Origin of the sequence: Campylobacter hominis ATCC BAA-381, from assembly GCF_000017585.1 — a bacterium.
In the GTDB taxonomy this organism is placed as follows: Bacteria; Campylobacterota; Campylobacteria; order Campylobacterales; family Campylobacteraceae; genus Campylobacter_B; species Campylobacter_B hominis.
Genome location: NC_009714.1, coordinates 438,411 through 460,758, shown reverse-complemented (window position 1 = coordinate 460,758; position 22,348 = coordinate 438,411). Strand labels below are relative to the sequence as shown.

Here is a 22,348-nt window from a genome sequence, read left to right as displayed (position 1 = left end):
TTACAACCAAATATTGTCAATTAAACGCGTTTTATCGACGTATGCGGCCACCAAAATAATAGAATTTCCTACCTCTATTTTAGAAATTTCTTTAAAATTTCTATCTACAAAAGCGATATAATCAACTTTTAAAGGCTCCAAAATTTTAAGCATAGCCGTTTTTATTACATTTATATCGGTTTCGCTTGCATCTACCAAATTTTTAGCTTTCAATAAGGATCTTGATAATTTTAATGCAAGCATTTTTTGCTCTTCATCAAGATAAATATTTCTGCTGCTAAGCGCTAAGCCATCATTTTCACGCACGATTTCACACGCATTTACATTTATATCCATGAAAAAATTTTGTACCATATTTCGCACAATTGTAAGTTGTTGCGCATCTTTTTTTCCCATATATACATTTTTTGGTTTTGTTAAATTAAAAAGCTTGTTCAATACTTGCAAAACACCATCAAAATGTCCAGGGCGCGTAGCTCCTTCTAAAATAGCAGATAAACTTTTCGGAGCCGAAATTTTCGGTTCATCATCTTCATAAAATTCATCCGCTTTTGGAATAAAAATAGCATCTACTTCTAAATTTTCGCAAATTTTAATATCCGCAGCTTCATTTTTTGGATATTTATCCAAATCTTCTCCGGCTAAAAATTGTGTAGGATTTACAAATGTCGAAACTATTGTTATTTCATTTTCATCTTTACATCTTTTTATAAGGCTGATATGTCCTGCATGAAGTGCGCCCATCGTCGGCACAAAACCTACTTTTTGTGAAACTGCGGCGCGAAATTTTCGCAATTCATCTGTTGTTCTTAAAATTTCCATTTTTCTTGTCCATTTTTTATATTTTTTGACTTGAGATTATAGCAAATTATAAATTTAAAAATCTTTATAAGAATAAAATGCTATAATTCAAAATAAAAAAAGGTAAAATTTGGATAATTACGAATACAGCGAACTTTTAAAAGAGTTAAAAAACAAAATTTCAAATGTAGAAGCAATTATTAAGCCTAAAATTTTAATGACGCGTTTAGCTGAAATAGAAAAAACAGAGCAAGATCCTGCACTTTGGGTTGATGCAAAAAAAGCGGCTCAAATAGGACGAGAAAAAACAAAAATTTCAAATATCTTAGCAAAATTTAAAAAAGCACAAAACGAATTAAACGATGCGAAGGAATTTTACGAATTAGCCGTAAGTGAAAACGACGGCGAAACGATAAACGAACTTTTTAGAGAATCTGCAAAATTAAGTGAAAATATTGCGAATTTAGAGCTTTCAATGATGCTTAGCGGCGAAAATGACGATAAAAATGCTATTATAAATATTCATCCCGGAGCAGGCGGAACGGAAGGTGAAGATTGGGCAGGAATGCTTTATAGAATGTATGTTAGATTTTGTGAGCGGGTAGGATACAAAATAGAAATTTTAGATTTTCAAGAAGGCGATGAAGCAGGAATCAAAGATGTGAATTTCATAGTAAAAGGCGAAAATGCTTACGGATATTTAAAAGTGGAAAGCGGAATTCATAGACTTGTAAGAATAAGCCCTTTTGATAGTGCAGGAAGACGCCATACAAGTTTTGCAAGTGTAGTTGTAAGCCCTGAACTAGATGACGATATACAAATAAATATAGATGAAAAAGATCTAAGAATAGATTATTATCGCTCAAGCGGCGCAGGCGGCCAACACGTAAATAAAACGGAAAGCGCCGTAAGAATAACGCATATACCGACAAATATCGTAGTACAATGTCAAAACGATCGCGATCAGCACAAAAACAAGGCAAGCGCTATGAAAGTGCTTAAATCCCGTCTTTATGAGCTTGAAAAACTTAAAAAGCAGGAAGAATCAAACAAAACGCCAAAAAGCGATATAGCGTGGGGTTATCAAATTAGAAATTACGTGCTTTTTCCATATCAGCAAGTAAAAGATTTACGTTCAAATATAGCTTATTCACAAGCGGAAGCAATATTAGACGGCGATATAAAAAAAATATTGGAAGATGTATTAATCAACAATCAATCTTAATAAAGGAGAAAATATGAGTGAAGAAGGAATTTTAATTTCACTTGGTTATAGCGCGAATGACGCTACTTTAAAGCAACTTAGAGGCATTTTGTCAAAGTGTGATTTTGAAGATAATGAGCTTGACAGAATTATCACTTTAAATGACAAACTTAAAATTTATAATGCATATGTTGCTATGTCAAATACACATGATTTTTTTAAAATCAAATATGACGCAACAGGAAAAATGCAAAAAAAAGCTGTTTTAGATCTCATTTTCAGTTGGTCTGAAAAATTTCAACTAAAAATTAAAAAAGTTGAAAATAAGGAAACTTATTATATTACAGGCAGAATGTAAGGAATAAAAATGAAAAAATTCGCTTTTATTTTAATCGCGGCTTTGGCGTTAGCCGGTTGCCAAACCGGTGCAAAAAACAGCGTCACTCCAATGAACAGCAGCTCAGGCGCAGGAAACGCAAATAACAATGCCGGAATAAAAGATTACCACGAAGTTCAACCGGTTCAAGTCAAAGGCACTCCGATTATTAGCGACGCATGCAGAGCCGGAAATATACAAATGTGCAAAAATTTTGCAGATCAAATGTATAGCAAAGGCGATTTTACAAGCGCGATTGTCGCTTATAATATAGCTTGCCAAGCAATTGATATTCCAAGTTGTGTAAAAATGGCTTTTATGTTTGAAAAAGGCGAAGGAGTAGAAAAAAATCTTGATAATGCAGGCGACATACATCAAAAAGCTTGCTTTCACGGATACAAACCAAGCTGCAAAGACGCAAAAAGACTAGGATACACTTGGTAAATAAATTTTAGGGTCTTCTGGCCCTAAAATTTATATTAAGATTTGCACATTTAATGTGGAATATAAATTCATAAATATTATAAAAATTTGGTATATTATTATTTAATGGCAAAATAAAAAAATAAGTTATAGTTATTTTAAAGCTAAATAATAAGTAGTAAAATAATAGTCAAGCATCTAAGTTTTGAATGTAAAAAGAAATTTTTATAAAACTGTTTTTATAAAACCTGTTTCCAGCTTGAAGCTATGATACAAGTAGATCTTAATATAACTTTAAATATAATTTAAAAATGTATAGTATCCAATAATATAAAACTTGAAAAATTGATAAAAAGGAATTGCTATGGATTTTTTAAAACTTAGTAAAAGAGATCACTTTTTAGGTTCAAGACTTAAAGTTGTTGGAGTTGATTTTGAAAAGAATCCTGAAAGTTTAGCTAATTTTATAAACGGCTCAAAAATCAAACAGAAATTTAAAAATCAAAGTAAAATTTCAAATTTTTACAAAGAATCAGCAGAACTGATTTATCCGGATTTTGATGTAAATTGTGGATTATGTATAAGACTGATTAAAAAAAATACAACTACCAAAGTTTCATCACTTGTTCCGTTTTTTAAAGATATCGGACTAACTTATGAAGGCGAAATTTATGAAGTAAACATCTGGGAAGGTGGAACGGAAGCACAAATTTACTTTGGTTTAAATATAAATGAAGTTACATTTTATGACAATAATTTTTTAGAAAATAGAAAATTTTATATACCAAATAGTAAATTTAAAGCTAGAATTTACGGTGTTGCTTATAGAGCAGATTTTTTAAAAGATGAAAAAGTAAAAATTAAAATTACAGAAGAAATAGCTGAAGTTTTTAAAAAAGATGTCGGAGAAATAACTACTTTGCATACTGACAAAATGAGTTCGTTTTTTGCCACTTGATGATAGTGGTGGAGATATTGATGAATACGAAGTAAGTGGAAAAATAAGTGCTATTAGAAAAATAAAGCTTAATTTTTGTAACAAAAAAGCTTACATTTGCAGGATTGATTGTATGCGTGAAATTGACGAGTATTACGAGTTCGAAATTTTAATTATAAAAGAAAACTGGAATGAAGAAAATGAGCCAAAAATTGGAGATTATATACATTTAATTTGCTTTTTTGCGGGTGAAATTATCATTTAAAATTTTTATACTGCAAATTAAAATGTATAAATATCTAAATTTAATTTATGATTTCATAACAATAATTCACTCATACTTCTATAATGTTTTTAACATACATAGGTATGTTAAGTTTTTTATTCTATATGCTTTAAACCAATTTGTTTACCGGTTCTCAAATTGATCGCATATTAAAATTTTAGTTTGACTACGATAATCTTTTGAGATTTTTACATTGTTTTTTGCAGCAATATCCAAATCACTTTTACTAAATTGAGCTAATTTTTCTAAATTTATAATATTAAATTACCATTGTAAATTATATTTTTTTAATTATTTTATATCTTGTGTTAAGTGTAATTTTTCACACTCTTCGTAAATTTTTTTGAATATTCTTACCAAATTTTTTGATAAATTGTAAAAAATTATCTAAATCAAAATTTCATCGATTTTCATCGACAAAGTCTTTGTCTTGCATTAAATAAGTTAGCGAAGCACCAATGATTACCATATATCTTAAATTATACAACTCATAACCATTAACTTTGTATTCCCGATCTTTATCAAAATTCATTTCAATTATTTATTATTTTATTCTTTTTTAATTTTGTATTTTATTATTTATTTGTTAGTATTTATTGTATTATTGTTTAATCGTTTGTTAATTCTTTAATGCTTTCTATAACTCTTTTTAATGTACCGGCAAAAAGATAATTCTAAATTCTCTTTAAAATTTTGTAGACTTTTTAAAATTAGATTTTCTAGTTTTTCCGGTTTTAAATTAGAAGCTTCATAAGATGCTTCAATCATACTATTTTTGTCTATTAAATTTAAATCTAATTTATATCCGGCATTTTAGCTAAATTATTACAAAAAATTCTTTGGGTTTCATTCACAAAAATGATGAAGTACATTTAATTCCATTATAAAATTTGTCTTTTTGTATCAAAATTTTTAATATTTATTCCATTTTTAAAAAAGTTTTTTTAATCATTAAAAATTTTCAATACACGCAAGTTTATAAATTTAAATTAATTGATAAATTTTGTATTTATACGGCGTCATTTTTTAAGTTATTTTATTTTTAATTAAATACATTGTTAAGATGAATTAAATTTTATAAATATTTTTTGGCAATGAGAGAACTGATAAAATTTAAAAAAAACAAATAATAGATTATAGAATTAAAATTTCTCGTGCAAAAAAAACGCACGAGAAAAGTTTTACATTACTTTTTTAGCTTGTGCTACAATTGCACTGAATGCCGCTGCATCATTCATAGCAAGATCTGCTAGAACTTTTCTGTCAAGCTCAATATTTGCTTTTTTAAGAGCATTTATAAATTTTGAATAGCTGATGTCGTTTAATCTGCAAGCCGCATTGATTCTAACAATCCAAAGTCGTCTGAAATCGCGTTTTTTATTGCGTCTATCTCTATAAGAATATACTAAACTTCTTTCTACTTGCTCTTTTGCTTTTCTAAAATGTTTACGACGTGCGCTAAAAAAACCTCGCGCTAATTTTAGAACCTTTTTATGGCGTCTACGTCTTACTACGCCTGTTTTTACTCTTGCCATTTTTTTCCTTTCTTATGGCGCCTGATTTTCAGGACTTGCCCTTAAAATTCAGTGAATTTAGGGGAGTTTGGAGCTTTTTTTGCTCAACTTCTTTGTAAATTATTTACAAAGCATTTTTTTGACTGCGGCAACATTTGTCTTATCAACAAATTGCGGACCTCTTAGATCTCTTTTGCGTGTTTGGCTCATTTTTGTCAAAATATGGCTACGAAATGCCGAACCTCTTTTGATTTTATTTTTGCCTACTTTAAAACGCTTAGCCGCACCACGAACAGTCTTCATCTTTGGCATACTAATCCTTTTTTTAAAGTAAGCTATGATTATACTATAAGTTTGCTTTAAATTTTTTGAATTAATTCTATTTCTTTTAATAACACTTAAAATTTAATTAATAAAAATAGATTTTTATTAAACCTTTTTTTTAAATTATAAAGCGACTCCTTTCACAATTATTCAAATTTGGCTCGCAAAATTTGCAACCATCATAAAGGAATCGGAGCGGATGGTTTAATAGTAATCATTAAAAATAAATCTGAAATTTCAAACAAAATATCAAGTCTGATTTTAGATTTAAATAATGACAAAATAGATTTTGCATGGGATTTTTATAATTCAGATGGAAGCAAAGCTGATATGTGCGGAAACGGTTCAAGAGCAGCTGCGCTTTTTGCTTATGAAAATAAAATAGCAAATAAAAATATGAAATTTTTAACCGGTGCCGGTATTATAAATGCTGAAATTTGCGAAATAAATAAACATCTGGCAATAGTTGAAAGTGAATTGACAAAACCTGTTAAAAAAGCTGAAAATTTCAGTGAAAACGGTTTTTTATGGAGTTTTTACGATACCGGTGTTCCTCACTTGGTTACTTTTGTAAAAGATCTGAATGATTTTAATATAGAAGTTGCAAGAAATTTACGTAAAAAATATAATGCAAATGTAAATTTTGCAAGCTTTAAAGATGAAATTTTAAGAGTTAGAACTTATGAACGCGGAGTGGAAGATGAGACATTGGCTTGCGGAACAGGAATGGCTGCATGCTTTATAACAGGAGTTATAAATTTTAATCTACAAAACGTTGTAAAAGTAATGCCAAAAAGCGGTGAAATTTTATATTTAAGAAAGAACGATGATAAAGTCTTTTTTAAAGGAGCTGTGTCTCATAGTTTTGATGCTTTGTTTTATGATGAGAATGAGATATAAAACGGTTTGTAAAATTTGGGAAGGGTATTTAAAAATATTTTGTTTTAAAATTCAAACTATTTATGTAATTGCAAAATTTTGCAATTACATAATTTTTTATTGTTTCATGCTGATATAACTGTTTAATGCGCCTATATAAGCTTTTGCAGTAGCCATCAAGGTATCCGTATCAAGTCCGTGACCTATTATTGTGGATGAATTTTCAAACAATACTTTAACGGTTACTTTCGCTTGCGCGTCTTTTCCTTGAGAAACCGCTCTGACTTGATAATCTTTTAAATTTCCTTTTATACCGCTTATTCTATCAATTGTTTTAAAAATTGCATCTACAACACCGTTTCCAAGAGCTGAATCTTTTAAAATTTCATCATTGTGTTTTAAAGTCAAAGCAGCACTTGCATGCCCCTTATTACATTCGCTTGAACTAAGTGCGATAATTTCAAAAGCACATGGAATTTTAACAAGTTCATCCGTCATAAGCTCTCTTAAATCATCATCAAAAATTTCTTTTTTGGCATCGGCTAAAATTTTAAATTTTTCAAACACATTAGCAAGTTCATCTTCACTTAAATTATATCCAAGACTGACTAACTTATCTCTAAAAGCATGGCTGCCGCTATGCTTGCCGAGAACAATGGAATTTTTTTCCAAACCTATATCTTCTGCACGCATAATTTCATATGTTTCTTTATGTTTTAAAACGCCGTCCTGATGAATTCCGCTTTCGTGTGCAAAAGCATTTTTACCGACGATTGCTTTATTCGGTTGAGGCTCTATTCCTGTGATTGTGGCAACCAAACGACTTGAATGGTAAATTTCTTTAAAATTTATATCCGTATAAAGCGGTGCAAAAACATCGCTTCTTGTTTTTATAGCCATTACGACTTCTTCAAGCGCTGTATTTCCTGCCCTTTCACCAAGTCCGTTTATCGTGCATTCTATCTGTCTGGCACCTGCTTTTATGCAAGCAATAGTATTTGCAACAGACATTCCTAAATCATCGTGACAATGTGATGAAATAACGGCTCTATCTCCTACAAATTTTACAAGTTCGCCTATCATATAACTCATTTCACTTGGAAGTCTATAGCCTACCGTATCCGGCAAATTGATTGTTGTAGCTCCTGCATTTATAGCTGCTTCCACAATTTCTTTAATAAAAGAAATTTCGCTTCTTCCTGCATCTTCACAACTGAATTCAACATCGTCACAAAAAGTTTTTGCATATTTTATGGAATTTATCGCTTTTTTTATTACATCATCCGGTGAAAGTTTAAGTTTATACTCCATATGAATCGGGCTTGTTGCGATAAATGTGTGAATACGCTTAAATTTCGCTGATTTTATTGATTCACCGGCAGCTTTTATATCTTTTTCAATAGCTCTTGCAAGAGAGCAAACTCGTATTTTTGAAACAGCCCCGCAAATACGCTCTATAGCGTCAAAATCACCAGGACTTGCAGCTGCGAATCCCGCTTCTATTACATCAACACCAAGTTTTTCAAGCTGTATTGCAAGTTCCACTTTTTCGGCTGTATTCATTGAAGCGCCCGGACTTTGTTCTCCGTCTCTTAAGGTAGTATCAAAAACTATAATTTTATTTTTATTCATCTTTTGTCCTTTTTACTTTTTTAAATTTTAAATTGATTATATTATAACTTGCACGAATCAAGCCATACAGCACATATGCACTAGTAAAAAACGCACAAATTTCAAGCGGATAAAGATATATCAAAGAAAAAACTATAACCAAACCGACCAAAATTTTAATAAAATATGTTTTTTTAAAATTTAACTTTTTAAAACTTGGATAGCGGACATTGCTTACCATTAAAATAGAAAGCCCGGCAACGCATATAAGATATAAAATTTCATAATTTTTAAAAATATCGTAAGCATTATAAAGACCAACCCAAAATGCCGTCGTAATCGCAGCCGTAGGAATTGGAAGCCCGATAAACATACTTGGATCATAAGTTCCTGTCGTTACATTAAAACGCGCCAAGCGAATTGCTCCGAAAATTACATAAATAGCCATAATCAGCACACCAACTCTGCCAAAATACTTGCCAACGGCAAAATAAAAAAGCACAGCAGGCGCAACACCAAATGCTATAACATCAGCAAGACTGTCAAATTCCACGCCAAATTTGCTGGTAGTATGCGTAAGTCTTGCTACGCGTCCGTCAAGTCCATCAAAAACAAGTGAAAGCACGATATAAATAATGGCTTTTTCAAAATCGCCTCGAATGCTGGCAAGCGCACTTACTATACCTAGAAAAATGCTCGCGGCCGTAAAAAAATTCGGCAAAATATATGCAATTTTCGGCTGCTCACTCATAAATCGTCCTCGCCTTTTTCATCATCTTGTTGCAAACGTGAAGGAAAACCGTTTTTAATCTCAAAATTTTTAATGATTTCACGCACTTTTTCACCCTCGATTGTCTCGTTTTCGTAAAGCGCTTTTACCATCTCTTCAATTGCACCTGCGTAAGTTTGCAAAGTTTCCAAGACACTTTTATAACGCTCGTCAAGCGTTTGTTTGACATAATCATCAAGCTTTTTAGCCATATCATCGCTATAATCTTTAATCGCTTGACCACCGTTTAAAAACATATTTCTTTGCTTTTCAAGTACCATAAGTCCCGCAATATCCAAATCACTCATTCCATACATACTAACCATTGATTTTACGATATCCGTTGCGCGTTCCAAATCATTGCTGGCTCCTGTTGAAATTTCTTTTATGAAGATCTCTTCGGCTGCACGTCCGCCAAGTAAGACATCGATCATCGCGTAAAGCTCGTATTTTTGCATCAAAAATTTATTTTCTTCAGGCGTATTTAATGTATAACCAAGAGCTGCCAAACCGCGTGGAATTATAGAAACTTTCGTAACCTTATCAGCTCCTTTTGTAGTTTCGCTGATAAGCGCGTGTCCGCATTCATGATAAGCAACTATTCGTTTTTCTTTTGGATTTATGCGGCGTGATTTTTTCTCAAGCCCTGCAATTGCGCGCTCTACGGCTTCAACCAAATCGTTTTGTTCAACATAATTTTTTTCGTTTCTTCCTGCCAAAAGCGCAGCTTCATTTATGATATTCGCTAAATCGGCTCCGGCAAGTCCTGCAGTAAGTCTTGCGATTTCTTCCAAATCCACACTTTTAGAAAGTTTAATATCTTTGCTATGCACATTTAAAATTTCAATTCGTCCTTTAAAATCAGGCTTATCGACAAGCACTTGTCTATCAAATCTTCCTGGTCTTAAAAGTGCAGCATCAAGGACTTCCGGACGGTTTGTAGCTGCTAAAACTATAACAGGATTTGCATCAGAACTGAAACCGTCCATCTCAGCCAAAAGTTGATTTAATGTCTGTTCTCTTTCATCGTTTCCACCGCCAAAACCGCCTGCTGCACGACTTTTACCGATTGCATCGATTTCATCTATGAATACAATTGCCGGGGCCTCTTTTTTAGCCGTTTCAAAAAGATCTCTAACACGACTTGCGCCAACGCCTACAAACATTTCAATAAAACTTGAACCGTTTACTGAAAAAAACGGCACGTCAGCCTCTCCTGCAACCGCTTTTGCAAGTAAAGTTTTACCGGTTCCTGGAGGCCCTACAAGCAAAACTCCTTTTGGAATTTTAGCACCCAAATTTATATAACGACCTGGGTTTTTAAGAAAATCAACAATTTCTTTAACTTCTTCTTTTGCCTCTTCCACGCCTGCCACATCACTAAATTTTACTTTCGGCTTTTCGGAATTAACAAGTTTTTTACTGCTGCCTATACCAAGAATTCCGCCACTTACATTTTTTTGCATACGATTTACAAGAAACATCCAAATTCCAAAGAAAATAGCAAGTGGAATTACCCAACTGAAAAGTATATCCGTAAAGAAATTACTTTCATTATAAGCGCCGTAAGGAATTTTTTTCTCATCTAAAATTTTCACAAGGTCATTATCGGATACTTTTTTTGCTATGTAGGTTGTCCCGTTTGATTGAGCTTTGATATTTGTTTGACCGATTGACACCATAGATACGCTGCCATTTTGAATTTCATTTTTTAATTCCGAATAACTTACATTTCTGACATTCGATCCGGAATTCATAAACTCGCTTCCAAGTCCACCGCCTTCAGGCGACATCGCTTTAAAAATTATTATCATAATCACAGCAAAAATGATAAATGCGCCGATAGGATTTTTGTTAAAAAAATTATTTCCACCGCCGTTATTTTTATTGTTTTGATTATTTTGATCCATTTTTATCCTTTTTTAAATACAAAACTGACCCACTCGCCGTTTTGTAAAATTTCTAAATTGTTCATATCTGAAAATACATTTAAAATTTTATTTTTGTATTTTTCTAAAATACCGGAAATTATCAAAATTCCACCACTTTTAACACTGTTTTTAAGCTCGTTTTGCAAAATCAAAATTACATCTGTGATTATATTCGCTATTACAAAATCAAACTCTTTATTAAAACTTTGATTAAAATTTTTGTTTTCATTTAAATTTTCACTTAGAATTTCTCCGTCCATGTTTCTAATCGCCAAATTCGCATCAGCAATACTTCCATTCCAAATTTTATCTATTTTTACACCGTTTTTCTGAGCGTTTTTTATACTTGCGTCAACAGCTTGTATGTCAGTATCGCAGGCTGCAACTTTTAAACCGATCTTTTTTAAAGCTATGCTTAAAATCCCGCTTCCACAACCGACATCAAGAGCAGTAGCACCGTCTTTGGCATATTTGTCTATCAATTTAAGACACATATTTGTGCTTTCGTGATGTCCGGATCCAAAAGCAATAGCCGGATCTATTATAATGTCAATAAGCTCTTTTTTGGATTCTTTCCAGCTTGGTCTTACATAAAATTTACCGACTTCAATCGGCTCAACGCTTTTTTGATATTTCTCAATCCAATCGGCATTTTCTTTGATAGATTTTGAAATTTGCAAATCAATTTTTGTATTAAACTTTTTTTGCAAAGCTTTTTGAAACTCAATAAATGCAAATTCTAAATTTTGCAAATCTTCTTCATCACGAATGATAAAAGAATTTTCTTTTTCTTCAATTGCCTCTACACCGAGTTCAAAAGAGAAATTTTTAAATAATTCCGAAGCGTTTTTACTTGAAACTTCCATTTCATAATAATTTTTTTTCATAACAATCATTAATCTACAAAATTTTAAACCTGATATTTTACATAAAAGAAGTTCAAAATTTGCTTATTTTTTATTGTAATTTAACGAAAAAGGGAATTTTGATTGAGCAAAATTCCAAAATTTTAAAAATTTCCGTCTGTATCCTGACCGGCTGTTTGTTCCCACGGAAGTTTTGTACCGCCTAATATATGAAAATGCAAATGCATAACTTCTTGTCCTGCGTTCTCGCCGCAATTACAAATTAAACGGTAACCGCTTTTATCAAGTCCCATTTTTACGGCAACTTCTTGTATAAATTTCGTAAACTCGCACATTATATCAGGATCTGCAACTTGAAAATTTTTATAACATTTTTTTGGAATTGCCAAAATATGAATCGGCGCTTTTGGATTTATATCGTGAAAAGCAAGAAATTTATCATTTTCAAGCACTTTATTGCAAGGAATTTCACCGTTAATTATTTTTTCAAAAACATTCATCGTTTTTCTCCTTAAAATTTTTTGGCAAAATTATAACTAAAAATTATTAAATTTTTAGTTTAATGAGAGTTTTAATAAATTTTCAATACAATCCTACTCAAAAATTATTTTTTAAGGACGAAATTTTGAAAGATTTAGAGCAGGAAATAAAAAACTCGCAAAATTTAGCTGAACTTGAAGCGATTCGTCTTTCACTCTTTGGCAAAAACGGTGAAATTACCGAACTCTTTAGCAAACTTAAAAGTTTACCTAATAATGAAAAAAAAGAATTTGCCAAAAAAGCAAACGAAAAAAAGGAGCTTTATAATAACCTTATAAGTGAAAAAAGATCGGAACTTGAAGCAAAAAAACAAAATGAATTTTTAAAAAAAGAAGCGATTGATGTAACACTTTTCGATGAGCCGATTAACTCGGGCGCAATTCACCCTGTAATGGCTACTATGGATAAAATCGTAGAGTATTTCGTATCTCAAAATTTTAGCGTCGAATCAGGACCTTTAATAGAAGACGATTTTCATAATTTTGAGGCGCTAAACTTGCCGAAATACCATCCTGCGCGCGATATGCAGGATACATTTTATTTAAATATTCCAAATATGCTTATCCGCACACAAACAAGCCCGGTCCAAATACGCACAATGCAAAAAATGAAAAAACCGCCGATTAGAATGATTTCTCCCGGGGCTGTATTTCGTAGAGATATGGATTTAACGCATACTCCTATGTTTCATCAAGTAGAAGGTCTTGTTGTGGAAGAAGGAAGCAAAGTCAGTTTTGCGAACCTTAAATATATATTGGAAGATTTTCTGCATTATATGTTCGGCGATGTCAAAGTTAGATTTCGCCCAAGTTTTTTTCCGTTCACCGAACCAAGCGCGGAAGTCGATATAAGCTGTATTTTTTGCGGCGGAAAAGGTTGCAGGGTATGTTCACATACAGGCTGGCTTGAAGTTTTAGGAAGCGGTGTAGTTCATCCTAATGTATATAAATCGGTAGGTTGGAAAAACGTAAGCGGCTACGCATTCGGATTAGGAGTTGAAAGATTTGCAATGCTGCTTCACAGTGTGCCTGATTTGCGCTCGCTTTTTGAAGGAGACATCAGATTATTGGAGCAATTTAAATGATAATAACAAGAAATTGGTTAAACGAATGGATAGATATAACAGAAATTTCTACAGATAAAATTTTAAAAGCGCTAAATTCAATCGGTCTTGAAGTTGACAGTTATAAAAAATTTTCCGTCGCCGATAAAGTTGTAATCGGTTATGTAAAAAGCAAAAAAGCTCATGAAAACAGTGATCATTTAAGCGTCTGCGAAGTTGATACAGGTTCACAAAGCCTTCAAATAGTATGCGGTGCAAAAAATGTCGAATCAGGTCAATTTGTAGCGGTCAGCTTGATAGGAGCCGTTTTGCCTAATGGACTTACTATAAAACCTGCAAAACTTCGCGGCGTAGAAAGTAATGGTATGATCTGCTCATCAAGCGAACTAGGTTTTCCGAAATTAAATGACGGAATAATGGTACTTGATGACAGTATCGGCGAACTTGTTCTTGGACGAAATTTAAACGAATATTTGGCTTTTAACGATGAACTGATTGATATTGATTTGACACCAAATAGAGGCGATTGTCTTAGTATTTACGGCATAGCAAGAGATTTGAGCGCGGCTTTAAATATACCATTAAAAAATAAAAATTTCACTGAAGAAGCCGAAAAACTTCTTGGAATCGGCAGAATTTTATCAGTTCACGCTGATGAAAAAATAGATGCAAGCTTTATATACAGAGCATTTGAGATAAAAAACAGATTTGATATTACGCTTACTCACAAACTTCGCTTGGCTTTTGCCGAAATTCTATCAAATGACACACTTGTAAATTTGTTAAATTATACAACACACAGCACCGGTGTTTTACTTCGCGCTTACGATTTTAATAAAATTACAAATAAAGACAAAATTTCAATAGATATAAAAAAACAGGAAAACGGTGAATTGGCTGTTTTTTGCGACGATAAACTTTTAGGCATAGCAGGAATCAATCAAAATAGCGATTTTAAGGCGAACAAAGACAGTAAAATTTGTATCGTGGAAGCAAACTATACAAATCCGCAAATAATAGCCGAAGCTCTTGGCGAAAACCGCAAACTAAAAGGCGACGAGCATACTTATCGCTCAACAAGAGGAAGCGAACCGAATCTGATTTTAGGGCTAAATCTGCTATTTTCTTTTTTGAAAAATAAAGACGAATTCGCATTATTTGCAGGCGCACAACAAATTTTAAATACAAAAGAGCCGAAAATTGTAAGTTTTACAAATGCTGAAATTGATGAAATGATCGGCACTAAAATCGAAAAAAATCAAATTTTAAAAATTTTAAAATCTCTTGGAATAGATGTAAATATGGATAATGAGTTAATTACAGCGACAATTCCTACATTTCGCCACGATATAAGCAATTCTCACGATATTTGTGAAGAAATCGTAAGAATTATTGGAATTGACAATATCGCTTCAAAACCGCTGGTATTTGCTGAAAATTGCAGATTTAACGAGACTTTTTTTGATTACGAAAATGCAAAGAAAATTCGCTACAAATCTGCCAACATAGGCTTTTTTGAATGCGTACATTATATTTTTGACAATGAAGAAGAATTAAAAAATTTAGGATTTGTGCCGTGTGAAGTTAAAATTTTAAATCCTATAAATGCGGAACTTAGCGTTTTGCGCCCTACTTTGATAAATCATTTATTAAACTCATCAAACTTAAATCTTAGAAATTCAAAAAAATCAATAAAACTATTTGAATTCGGTAAAATTTTTGATGAAAAAGGTGTGGAAAAAGATTGTTTCGGTTTTATTGCAAGCGGATTAAAAAATGAACCTAGCTTACTGAACTCAGCAAAACCTGAAAATGTGGATTTTTTATATTTCGCATCGCTTATTCAAAATATTATTGGAAAATTTTCATGCGTCTTGCCTGATAAAAACATAAAATTCTTAAATGATTTTGAGCAGGCTGAAATTTGGCAAAATGGCGTAAAAGTAGGAATTATCGGTAGATTTAAGTTTGAAAATGAAAGAGATTTGGCTAAAACTTATGTTTGCGAAATGGATTTTAAAGCTTTAAAATTTAATGAAATAAATGCAAAAAATTATTCGAAATTTCCAAGCATAAGTCGAGATTTAAGTGTTGTAGTGCCAAATAATATGAGATTTGAAGTCATTAAAAACGCGTTAAATAATTTACAAATTTCAGATTTAAAAGAATTTTTACCGGTTGATATTTATAAAGATGAAAATTTAAAAGATTCTTACAGTCTGACTATAAAATTTATATTTCAAAATTTGGAAAAAACGCTAGAAGACGAGCAAATTGAAGCAAAAATAACTCAAATTTTAAAAGCACTAAATAATTTAGGATTAAATTTAAGATGAAAATTTTCGCTCAGAGCAAACCTTTAAAGGCTACGATTTCAAATATCGCAGCGGATAAATCAATCTCTCATCGTGCAGTTATTTTTTCGCTTTTAAGCAGCGGCACAAATAAAATTGAAAATTTTTTATTTGCCGAAGATACCGAACACTCACTTGAAATAGCGCGAAAACTCGGAGCAGATATAGAAATAAAAGAAGGAATAGTTTTTATAGACGCGCCTAAAAAAATTGTTGAGCCCGACTGCATTTTAGAGTGCGGCAATTCAGGCACTTCGATGCGCCTTTTTATGGGACTTTTAGCCAGTGTTGAAGGATTTTTTGTGTTAAGCGGCGATGAATATTTAAATGAGCGCCCTATGAAACGTGTAGGTGAGCCGCTTTGTAAAGTAGGAGCAAAAATTTACGGACGCCTGGATGGTGATAAAGCGCCGCTTTGCATACAAGGCGGAAAGCTTGATTTTTTCAAATTTAAAAGCAAAATAGCGTCGGCTCAGGTTAAAACAGCTCTTATTCTGGCGGCTTTAAATTCTCAAGGTTGCGAATATTCCGAACCTGAACTTAGCAGAGATCACAGCGAAAAAATGCTTAAAAAAATGGGGGCCGATATTGAAATTTCGGGACTGAATCTAAAAGTAAAACCGCTTACAAAGCCGCTTGATCCGCTTGAAATTTTTATTCCTAACGATCCAAGTTCGGCGTTTTATTACGCAGTTGCGGCTACTATAATTCCTGGTTCCAAAATTATTTTAAAAAATATGCTTTTAAATAAAACAAGAATTGAAGCTTACGAAGTTTTAAGAAAAATGGGAGCAAATATAAAATTCACTCCAAAAAGCGAAATTTACGAACAAATCGGAGATATTGAAATTTCTTACGCGCCTTTAAAAGCCGTTGAAGTAAGCGAAAATATTTCGTGGCTGATTGATGAAGCGCCGGCTCTTGCCATAGCTTTTGCGTGCGCTAAAGGCACAAGTGTTTTAAGAAACGCAAAAGAACTTAGAGTGAAAGAAAGCGACCGTATAAAGGTAATTTGTGAAGGATTAAAATGCTGCGGTATCAATGTAACCGAGCTTGAAGACGGGTTTAAAATCACTGGCGGTGAAGCGGAACCTGCTATAATTACGCCATACGGCGATCATAGAATTGCTATGAGTTTTGCCATTTTAGGTTTAAAATGCGGTATGATTATTGAAAATAGCGAATGTATAGCAACATCTTTTCCGAATTTCGGAAAAATTTTAAAACAAATCGGAGCAAATATTGAAGATTGAGTTAGCCAAAAAATACGGCTTCTGCTTCGGTGTGAAAAGAGCTATCAAAATAGCTGAAAATACCGAAAATAGCGCAACAATCGGCGAACTTATTCATAATAACGAGGAAATCGACAGACTTCACAAAAAATTCGGCGTAAAAACTCTTAATGATATTAGCGAAATAACAGATGAAAAAAGACTTATAATTCGCACGCACGGCATTACAAAAGACGATTTGGACGTTTTAAAATCCAAAAACAAAGAGTTGATTGACGCAACTTGCCCATTTGTAAAAAAACCTCAACAAATTGTAGAAAAAATGAGTTCGGAAGGATACGACATCGTAATATTCGGAGATAAAAATCATCCTGAGGTAAAAGGTGTGAAGTCCTATGCAAAAGGTAAAGTTTTTGTAGTTCTAGATGTGAGTGAACTTAAAAATTTGAAAATTTCAAACAAAGTCGCCCTTGTGTCTCAAACTACAAAAAGAATTGAAAATTTTACAAAAATAGCCGAATTTTTAATGACAACAACAAAAGAACTAAGAATTTTCAACACAATCTGCAATGCCACTTTTCAAAATCAGGAAGCCGCAGCAAAGCTCGCAAAAAAGGCGGATGTAATGATAATAATAGGCGGCAAAAACTCATCAAATACAAAACAACTTTTACTTATTTCACAAAATTTTTGTAAAAACTCATACTTAATAGAAAATGAAAATGAACTCAAAAAAGAGTGGTTTTTAAATAAAGAGATTTGCGGAATTACAGCAGGCGCGAGCACGCCTGAGTGGATAATCAAAAAAGTTGTAAAAAAAATTAACACAATGTGCTAAAAAATACCGGCAAAATTTATATCATAAGCAATGTTTTAAAATACAAGTTTGCATCGGTAATTTATTTTTTTTGCAAAAAATATCTCAAAATTTTATGCCGATTTTAAAAATAATTTTGAAATCTGACATTTTCTTTATTTTTTATTCTTTTATTTAAAAAATACATATATTTTAAAAAAGACTTAACAAACAAAAATTTATTAAATCCGAATTGCAAAAATGTTTATAATTTTATTAAACTTAATTCACATTAAAGTAAAATTTAGATATACTCCAAGTCTTGAAATTTGCCTATCGGCATAAATAAAACAAAAGGAAAAAAATGGCTGTGAACGAAACAAAAGTTCAACAAAATGACGAAATTACGGAAGAAAATTTCGAGGAATTATTAGAGGCGTCTTTTAAAAAGACTGATGGTGATCTTATCGCAGGTAAAATCGTAGATATCAAAGATAACGAGGTTTTTGTGGATGTTGATCGAAAATCCGAGGGCATACTTGATGCAGGAGAAATTACAGATAAAAATGGCGATTTACTTTTCAAAGTTGGCGATACAATAAATGTCGTTATCACCGGAAGTCGTGGTGGCAAACCGCTTTTGTCATATAAAAAAGCGCTCAGAAGAGAAAAAATCAAAGAATTTATTGAAAATTTCGATGAAAATGCTGAAAACATATTGAATGTCAAAGTGATTTCGTTTAATAAAGGCGGTTTTGTATGTATAAATTCCGACAATGTTGAGTTTTTTATGCCTCGTTCGCAAGCCGGCTTTAAAGATGGAAAATCAGCAATAAACAAAACATACAAAGTAAAAATTATAAAAATAAATAAAGAAGAGCAAAGCATTATCGTTTCTCGCAAAAAACTTTTCGATGAAGAAAGAAAAGTAAAAAAAGAGGTAATTTCAAAATTACTTGAAAATACCGATCAGGTAATTGAAGGTATAGTTAAAAAAATCACAACTTACGGTATGTTTGTAGATGTAGGTGGCGTGGATGGACTTGTTCATTACAGCGAAATCAGCTATAAAGGTCCTGTAAATCCAAATTCTTTATATAAAGAAGGTGATAAAGTGCCTGTGAAAGTTATAAATTATGACAACGAAAAAAGGCATCTTTCTTTATCTATTAAAGCAGCACTTCCGGATCCTTGGGATGAAATAAAAGATAATCTTGAAGTAGGCGATACTATTCAAGTTACAGTTTCAAATATTGAACCTTACGGCGCATTTGTTGATCTTGGAAATGATATAGAAGGCTTTTTGCATATAAGCGAAATTTCATGGGATAAAAATATTAAAAATCCAAAAGATTTTATCTCAGAAGGTCAAGAAATCAATGTCGAAGTTGTAGAAATCAATGGTGATGACCGTCGTTTAAGAGTAAGTCTTAAAAATTTACTTCCAAAACCGTTTGACGAATTTATGAAAAAATATAAAGTCGGCGATATCGCAGAAGGCACAATTACTACAATTACAAATTTCGGAGCATTTGTAAAAATAGAAAACGTGGAGGGTCTTTTACATAATGAAGATGCTTCATGGGATAGAAATGTACGCTGCAAAGATCTATTCAAAATCGGCGATAACGTAAAAGTAAAAATTATAAAAATTGATGAAGAAAATCAAAAAATTTCATTAAATCATAAGGATTTAGAGGAAAGTCCAATCTGCAAATATGCTCAAAAACATGCAAGCGGCGATATAGTTACAGGTAAAATCCGCGACATTAAAGATTTTGGAATATTTGTAGAACTTGGCGAAAATGTAGATGCACTTATCAGAAAAGAAGATTTGGGTTCTATAGATCCAAGCACTCTTAAAATAGGCGATGAAATTGAAGCTGCAGTAGCATTTATTGATGAAAAGAAAAATCGTATTCGTCTTAGCGTAAGAAGACTTGCAAAACAAAAAGAGCGCGAAGTATTAAATGAAATAAATAGCGATGAAAAATTGACGCTGGGAGATCTTATAAAAGATCAACTCTCAGAAAATTAAAAATTTTGGGGGTAAAAATGAAGACAATAATTATTTGTGACCCGATTTATAAAGTCGGGTACGAATTATTAGAAAAAGAAAAAGATATAAAAGTAATAGATGCTTCAACCGTTTCTAAAAATGAACTTTTAGATATGGTAGGAGATGCCGATGTCGCAATAACAAGAAGTCCGACACCGGTAGATAAAAATTTTTTACAGGCCGGAAAAAAATTAAAAGCAATTGTTAGAGCTGGGGTTGGCGTAGACAACTGTGATATAGATGAATGTTCAAGGCGTGGAATCGTTTTAATGAATGTACCTACTGCAAATACAATCGCAGCAGTAGAAATGACAATGTGCCATTTGCTGAATTCAGCTCGTAAATATGTAAACTCTTGCAATGATTTAAAACTCAACCATACATGGAAACGCGAAAAATGGTACGGAACCGAAATTTATAAAAAATCTCTTGGAATTATAGGTTTTGGAAATATCGGCTCTCGCGTAGCGGTGCGTGCAATAGCATGCGGTATGAGTGTCATAACTTATGATCCATACATAGATCCGAGCAAAGCAACAAATATCGGTGTGCGCTACACTACAAATCTTGATGAAATTTTAGCTTGTGATTTTATAACTATTCATACACCGAAAACAAAAGAAACAATAGGAATGATAGGCGATAAAGAAATCGCTAAAATGAAAGACGGCGTTAGACTTATAAACTGCGCACGCGGCGGGCTTTATAATGAAAATGCTTTAATCAATGGTTTAAAAAGCGGTAAAATAGCATATCTTGGCATGGATGTTTTTGAAAAAGAACCGGCTACTCAAAACGAACTTTTAGAATTCGAGAATTTAACTGCCACACCGCATCTTGGCGCAAATACTGTAGAATCTCAAAGCAACATTGCAACTGAAGCCGTTGAGCAAGCAATAAGCGCAGCCAGAGGACTTTGCTATCCAAATGCTCTGAACTTACCTATAAAAACAGATAATTTACCTGATTTTGTTGAACCTTATATGAACCTGGTTTCAAAAATGGCTTATATGGCTGCCCAAATTGATAAAAACCAAATAAAAGCTATTAAACTTGAAGGTAATGGAAAAGTTGTAGATTACTTAAATTCTATGCTTGTTTTTGCTGTATACGGAGCACTTAAAGAAAAATTCGGCGAAAAAGTCAATTATGTAAATGCGATATTTACAGCCGACGAAAAAGGAATTAAAACAGAATCAGCAATCTTAAACGAAGATAACTATAAAAATAAAGTTTGTGTAAAAATTACAACTGATAAAGGTGTAACTGCAATCAGCGGAACCGTTTTTAATGACGACGAAGAGAGAATTTTAAATATCGACGGCTTTAAAACAGATTTCAAACCGAAAGGTAAAATGATAATATTTAAAAATACCGATGTTCCAGGAGTTATCGCAAGCGTCAGCGCGATTTTGGCAAAAGATAAAATCAATATTGCAGATTTTAGACTAGGTCGCGGAGAAGACGGAAACGCACTTGCTGTAATTCTAGTAGATGAAGATATAAGCAAAAGCGTACTTGACGAACTTTCAGCACTTTCTACTTGCCTACTTGCTCGTTATGTAGTACTTTAATTCTTAGTGAAATTTTAGCTTTACGGTTAAAATTTCACTTTTTTATAAAAAATTTAGATATTTTTTAAATATTAAATTTAATCATAAGCTTGACTATACAAAAATATCTAAAATTTGTAATACTTCAAGAAATATAATGAATAAAAATTCTAAAACAAATTTAGAATTTTATGATTAATAAATCCGGAAAGATATCTGAATTTAACTGTTAAAATAGATGAAAAAAATTTAGTTAAAAGTATTAGAGATAATTTTTGCTATATTTTTTAATAAGTATCTTTGTTATTAATGCAAAAACTAAACAAAAAAGAGCATAAATTTAGATTATTAAAAATATGATAAAGATTTATCAAGTTTTATTATCTTACAGGCATTATCACCTGCATTTTTATGCCTGTAAATTTATTTTTTTCAAAAATTTGAATTTCATAAAGCATATTATCTACACAAGAGTTAAAAACTACTGTTGTTTCGTATGTATTACCTTTTTTGATTAAATCGGCATTAATTTCTCCCATATTCACACCCTTAATAACAACAGATGGTTTATTTAAATTATCAAGTCCTGTAATTTTTAAAGATGTTGGAATTATCGGTCTAATAGGACGTGGCGAAAAAGAAAATTTTATAACTTCATTGTTTTGTAAAATTTCACAATCTTTTATGTTTAAATCACATTTGATATCTGTTTTTACTACGTGTTTATTATTTTTATTGCCATAAAACAAAAAAATAATGCCGCAAAATATTATAAAAATGTTTTCATAAATAGATTATTTTATATTACAGTAAAACCAAATCATAATTTA

21 protein-coding genes and 1 pseudogene are annotated in these 22,348 nt (G+C 32.0%); 12 read left to right on the top strand and 10 right to left on the bottom strand.

What is annotated here, in order from left to right:
• On the bottom strand, positions 1–822 hold the full coding sequence (gene panC / locus CHAB381_RS02400; protein WP_012108374.1) for a pantoate--beta-alanine ligase: 822 nt from the start codon (positions 820–822) through the stop codon (positions 1–3).
• Between the two features lie 109 nt (positions 823–931).
• Here panC and prfB point away from each other — a divergent pair, with 109 nt between their 5' ends.
• From prfB to CHAB381_RS02375, 5 genes are all read left to right on the top strand, one after another.
• Positions 932–2,026: a peptide chain release factor 2 gene (gene prfB / locus CHAB381_RS02395; protein ID WP_012108373.1), complete on the top strand. Its 1,095-nt coding sequence runs from the start codon at positions 932–934 to the stop codon at positions 2,024–2,026.
• A gap of 13 nt (positions 2,027–2,039) precedes the next feature.
• Entirely contained in the window at positions 2,040–2,363 is a 324-nt protein-coding gene (locus tag CHAB381_RS02390) for a hypothetical protein (protein ID WP_012108372.1), read from the top strand.
• A 9-nt stretch (positions 2,364–2,372) separates the two neighbouring features.
• Positions 2,373–2,825: an SEL1-like repeat protein gene (locus CHAB381_RS08405; protein WP_012108371.1), complete on the top strand. Its 453-nt coding sequence runs from the start codon at positions 2,373–2,375 to the stop codon at positions 2,823–2,825.
• 343 nt (positions 2,826–3,168) lie between these two features.
• Entirely contained in the window at positions 3,169–3,762 is a 594-nt protein-coding gene (locus CHAB381_RS02380; protein ID WP_012108370.1) for a hypothetical protein, read from the top strand.
• The gene (locus tag CHAB381_RS02375; protein ID WP_012108369.1) at positions 3,752–4,006 is read left to right on the top strand and encodes a hypothetical protein; all 255 of its coding nucleotides are present in this window, start codon (positions 3,752–3,754) and stop codon (positions 4,004–4,006) included. Before CHAB381_RS02380 ends, CHAB381_RS02375 begins: the two co-directional genes overlap by 11 nt.
• 648 nt (positions 4,007–4,654) lie before the next feature.
• Here CHAB381_RS02375 and CHAB381_RS09190 read toward each other — a convergent pair.
• From CHAB381_RS09190 to rpmI, 3 genes and pseudogenes are all read right to left on the bottom strand, one after another.
• Positions 4,655–4,872, bottom strand: a pseudogene (locus tag CHAB381_RS09190) (hypothetical protein); the annotation flags it as partial.
• 336 nt (positions 4,873–5,208) lie between these two features.
• Positions 5,209–5,562, bottom strand: coding sequence for a 50S ribosomal protein L20 (gene rplT / locus CHAB381_RS02370; protein ID WP_012108367.1), 354 nt, complete (start codon positions 5,560–5,562; stop codon positions 5,209–5,211).
• 99 nt (positions 5,563–5,661) lie between these two features.
• Entirely contained in the window at positions 5,662–5,853 is a 192-nt protein-coding gene (gene rpmI, locus CHAB381_RS02365) for a 50S ribosomal protein L35 (RefSeq protein ID WP_012108366.1), read from the bottom strand.
• Between the two features lie 168 nt (positions 5,854–6,021).
• Between rpmI and dapF the strand changes: the two genes are divergently transcribed.
• The gene (gene dapF / locus CHAB381_RS02360) at positions 6,022–6,765 is read left to right on the top strand and encodes a diaminopimelate epimerase (RefSeq protein WP_012108365.1); all 744 of its coding nucleotides are present in this window, start codon (positions 6,022–6,024) and stop codon (positions 6,763–6,765) included.
• 96 nt (positions 6,766–6,861) lie between these two features.
• Here dapF and CHAB381_RS02355 read toward each other — a convergent pair whose 3' ends face one another.
• From CHAB381_RS02355 to CHAB381_RS02335, 5 genes are all read right to left on the bottom strand, one after another.
• Positions 6,862–8,376: a 2-isopropylmalate synthase gene (locus tag CHAB381_RS02355; protein ID WP_012108364.1), complete on the bottom strand. Its 1,515-nt coding sequence runs from the start codon at positions 8,374–8,376 to the stop codon at positions 6,862–6,864.
• The gene (pssA, locus tag CHAB381_RS02350) at positions 8,369–9,106 is read right to left on the bottom strand and encodes a CDP-diacylglycerol--serine O-phosphatidyltransferase (RefSeq protein ID WP_012108363.1); all 738 of its coding nucleotides are present in this window, start codon (positions 9,104–9,106) and stop codon (positions 8,369–8,371) included. The genes CHAB381_RS02355 and pssA overlap by 8 nt, the downstream gene beginning before the upstream one ends.
• On the bottom strand, positions 9,103–11,034 hold the full coding sequence (gene ftsH / locus CHAB381_RS02345) for an ATP-dependent zinc metalloprotease FtsH (protein WP_012108362.1): 1,932 nt from the start codon (positions 11,032–11,034) through the stop codon (positions 9,103–9,105). The genes pssA and ftsH overlap by 4 nt, the downstream gene beginning before the upstream one ends.
• A gap of 2 nt (positions 11,035–11,036) precedes the next feature.
• Positions 11,037–11,942, bottom strand: a complete 906-nt coding sequence (locus tag CHAB381_RS02340; protein WP_012108361.1) for a 50S ribosomal protein L11 methyltransferase — start codon at positions 11,940–11,942, stop codon at positions 11,037–11,039.
• 122 nt (positions 11,943–12,064) lie between these two features.
• The gene (locus CHAB381_RS02335; protein ID WP_012108360.1) at positions 12,065–12,421 is read right to left on the bottom strand and encodes a histidine triad nucleotide-binding protein; all 357 of its coding nucleotides are present in this window, start codon (positions 12,419–12,421) and stop codon (positions 12,065–12,067) included.
• Between the two features lie 125 nt (positions 12,422–12,546).
• Here CHAB381_RS02335 and pheS point away from each other — a divergent pair, with 125 nt between their 5' ends.
• From pheS to serA, 6 genes are all read left to right on the top strand, one after another.
• Positions 12,547–13,545 carry a phenylalanine--tRNA ligase subunit alpha gene (gene pheS / locus CHAB381_RS02330; protein ID WP_041570463.1) on the top strand — a complete coding sequence of 333 codons (999 nt, stop codon included), beginning with the start codon at positions 12,547–12,549 and terminating at the stop codon, positions 13,543–13,545.
• The gene (gene pheT / locus CHAB381_RS02325; protein WP_012108358.1) at positions 13,542–15,860 is read left to right on the top strand and encodes a phenylalanine--tRNA ligase subunit beta; all 2,319 of its coding nucleotides are present in this window, start codon (positions 13,542–13,544) and stop codon (positions 15,858–15,860) included. The genes pheS and pheT overlap by 4 nt, the downstream gene beginning before the upstream one ends.
• On the top strand, positions 15,857–17,131 hold the full coding sequence (gene aroA / locus CHAB381_RS02320; RefSeq protein ID WP_012108357.1) for a 3-phosphoshikimate 1-carboxyvinyltransferase: 1,275 nt from the start codon (positions 15,857–15,859) through the stop codon (positions 17,129–17,131). Before pheT ends, aroA begins: the two co-directional genes overlap by 4 nt.
• On the top strand, positions 17,121–17,948 hold the full coding sequence (locus CHAB381_RS02315; protein ID WP_012108356.1) for a 4-hydroxy-3-methylbut-2-enyl diphosphate reductase: 828 nt from the start codon (positions 17,121–17,123) through the stop codon (positions 17,946–17,948). The genes aroA and CHAB381_RS02315 overlap by 11 nt, the downstream gene beginning before the upstream one ends.
• Before the next feature lie 322 nt (positions 17,949–18,270).
• The gene (locus CHAB381_RS02310) at positions 18,271–19,944 is read left to right on the top strand and encodes a 30S ribosomal protein S1 (RefSeq protein WP_012108354.1); all 1,674 of its coding nucleotides are present in this window, start codon (positions 18,271–18,273) and stop codon (positions 19,942–19,944) included.
• A 17-nt stretch (positions 19,945–19,961) separates the two neighbouring features.
• The gene (serA, locus tag CHAB381_RS02305) at positions 19,962–21,539 is read left to right on the top strand and encodes a phosphoglycerate dehydrogenase (protein ID WP_012108353.1); all 1,578 of its coding nucleotides are present in this window, start codon (positions 19,962–19,964) and stop codon (positions 21,537–21,539) included.
• Positions 21,540–21,898: 359 nt separating this feature from the next.
• Here serA and CHAB381_RS02300 read toward each other — a convergent pair whose 3' ends face one another.
• The gene (locus tag CHAB381_RS02300; protein WP_012108352.1) at positions 21,899–22,267 is read right to left on the bottom strand and encodes a hypothetical protein; all 369 of its coding nucleotides are present in this window, start codon (positions 22,265–22,267) and stop codon (positions 21,899–21,901) included.
• Between the last annotated feature and the right edge of the window lie 81 nt (positions 22,268–22,348).

Coding starts and splice junctions, on each gene's coding strand:
- CHAB381_RS08405 (WP_012108371.1), top strand. CDS start 2,373: ATGAAAAAATTCGCTTTTATTTTAATCGCGGCTTTGGCGTTAGCCGGT.
- serA (WP_012108353.1), top strand. CDS start 19,962: ATGAAGACAATAATTATTTGTGACCCGATTTATAAAGTCGGGTACGAA.
- CHAB381_RS02335 (WP_012108360.1), bottom strand. CDS start 12,421: ATGAATGTTTTTGAAAAAATAATTAACGGTGAAATTCCTTGCAATAAA.
- rplT (WP_012108367.1), bottom strand. CDS start 5,562: ATGGCAAGAGTAAAAACAGGCGTAGTAAGACGTAGACGCCATAAAAAG.
- pssA (WP_012108363.1), bottom strand. CDS start 9,106: ATGAGTGAGCAGCCGAAAATTGCATATATTTTGCCGAATTTTTTTACG.
- CHAB381_RS02310 (WP_012108354.1), top strand. CDS start 18,271: ATGGCTGTGAACGAAACAAAAGTTCAACAAAATGACGAAATTACGGAA.
- CHAB381_RS02380 (WP_012108370.1), top strand. CDS start 3,169: ATGGATTTTTTAAAACTTAGTAAAAGAGATCACTTTTTAGGTTCAAGA.
- panC (WP_012108374.1), bottom strand. CDS start 822: ATGGAAATTTTAAGAACAACAGATGAATTGCGAAAATTTCGCGCCGCA.
- CHAB381_RS02355 (WP_012108364.1), bottom strand. CDS start 8,376: ATGAATAAAAATAAAATTATAGTTTTTGATACTACCTTAAGAGACGGA.
- rpmI (WP_012108366.1), bottom strand. CDS start 5,853: ATGCCAAAGATGAAGACTGTTCGTGGTGCGGCTAAGCGTTTTAAAGTA.
- CHAB381_RS02390 (WP_012108372.1), top strand. CDS start 2,040: ATGAGTGAAGAAGGAATTTTAATTTCACTTGGTTATAGCGCGAATGAC.
- ftsH (WP_012108362.1), bottom strand. CDS start 11,034: ATGGATCAAAATAATCAAAACAATAAAAATAACGGCGGTGGAAATAAT.
- CHAB381_RS02340 (WP_012108361.1), bottom strand. CDS start 11,942: ATGAAAAAAAATTATTATGAAATGGAAGTTTCAAGTAAAAACGCTTCG.
- pheT (WP_012108358.1), top strand. CDS start 13,542: ATGATAATAACAAGAAATTGGTTAAACGAATGGATAGATATAACAGAA.
- aroA (WP_012108357.1), top strand. CDS start 15,857: ATGAAAATTTTCGCTCAGAGCAAACCTTTAAAGGCTACGATTTCAAAT.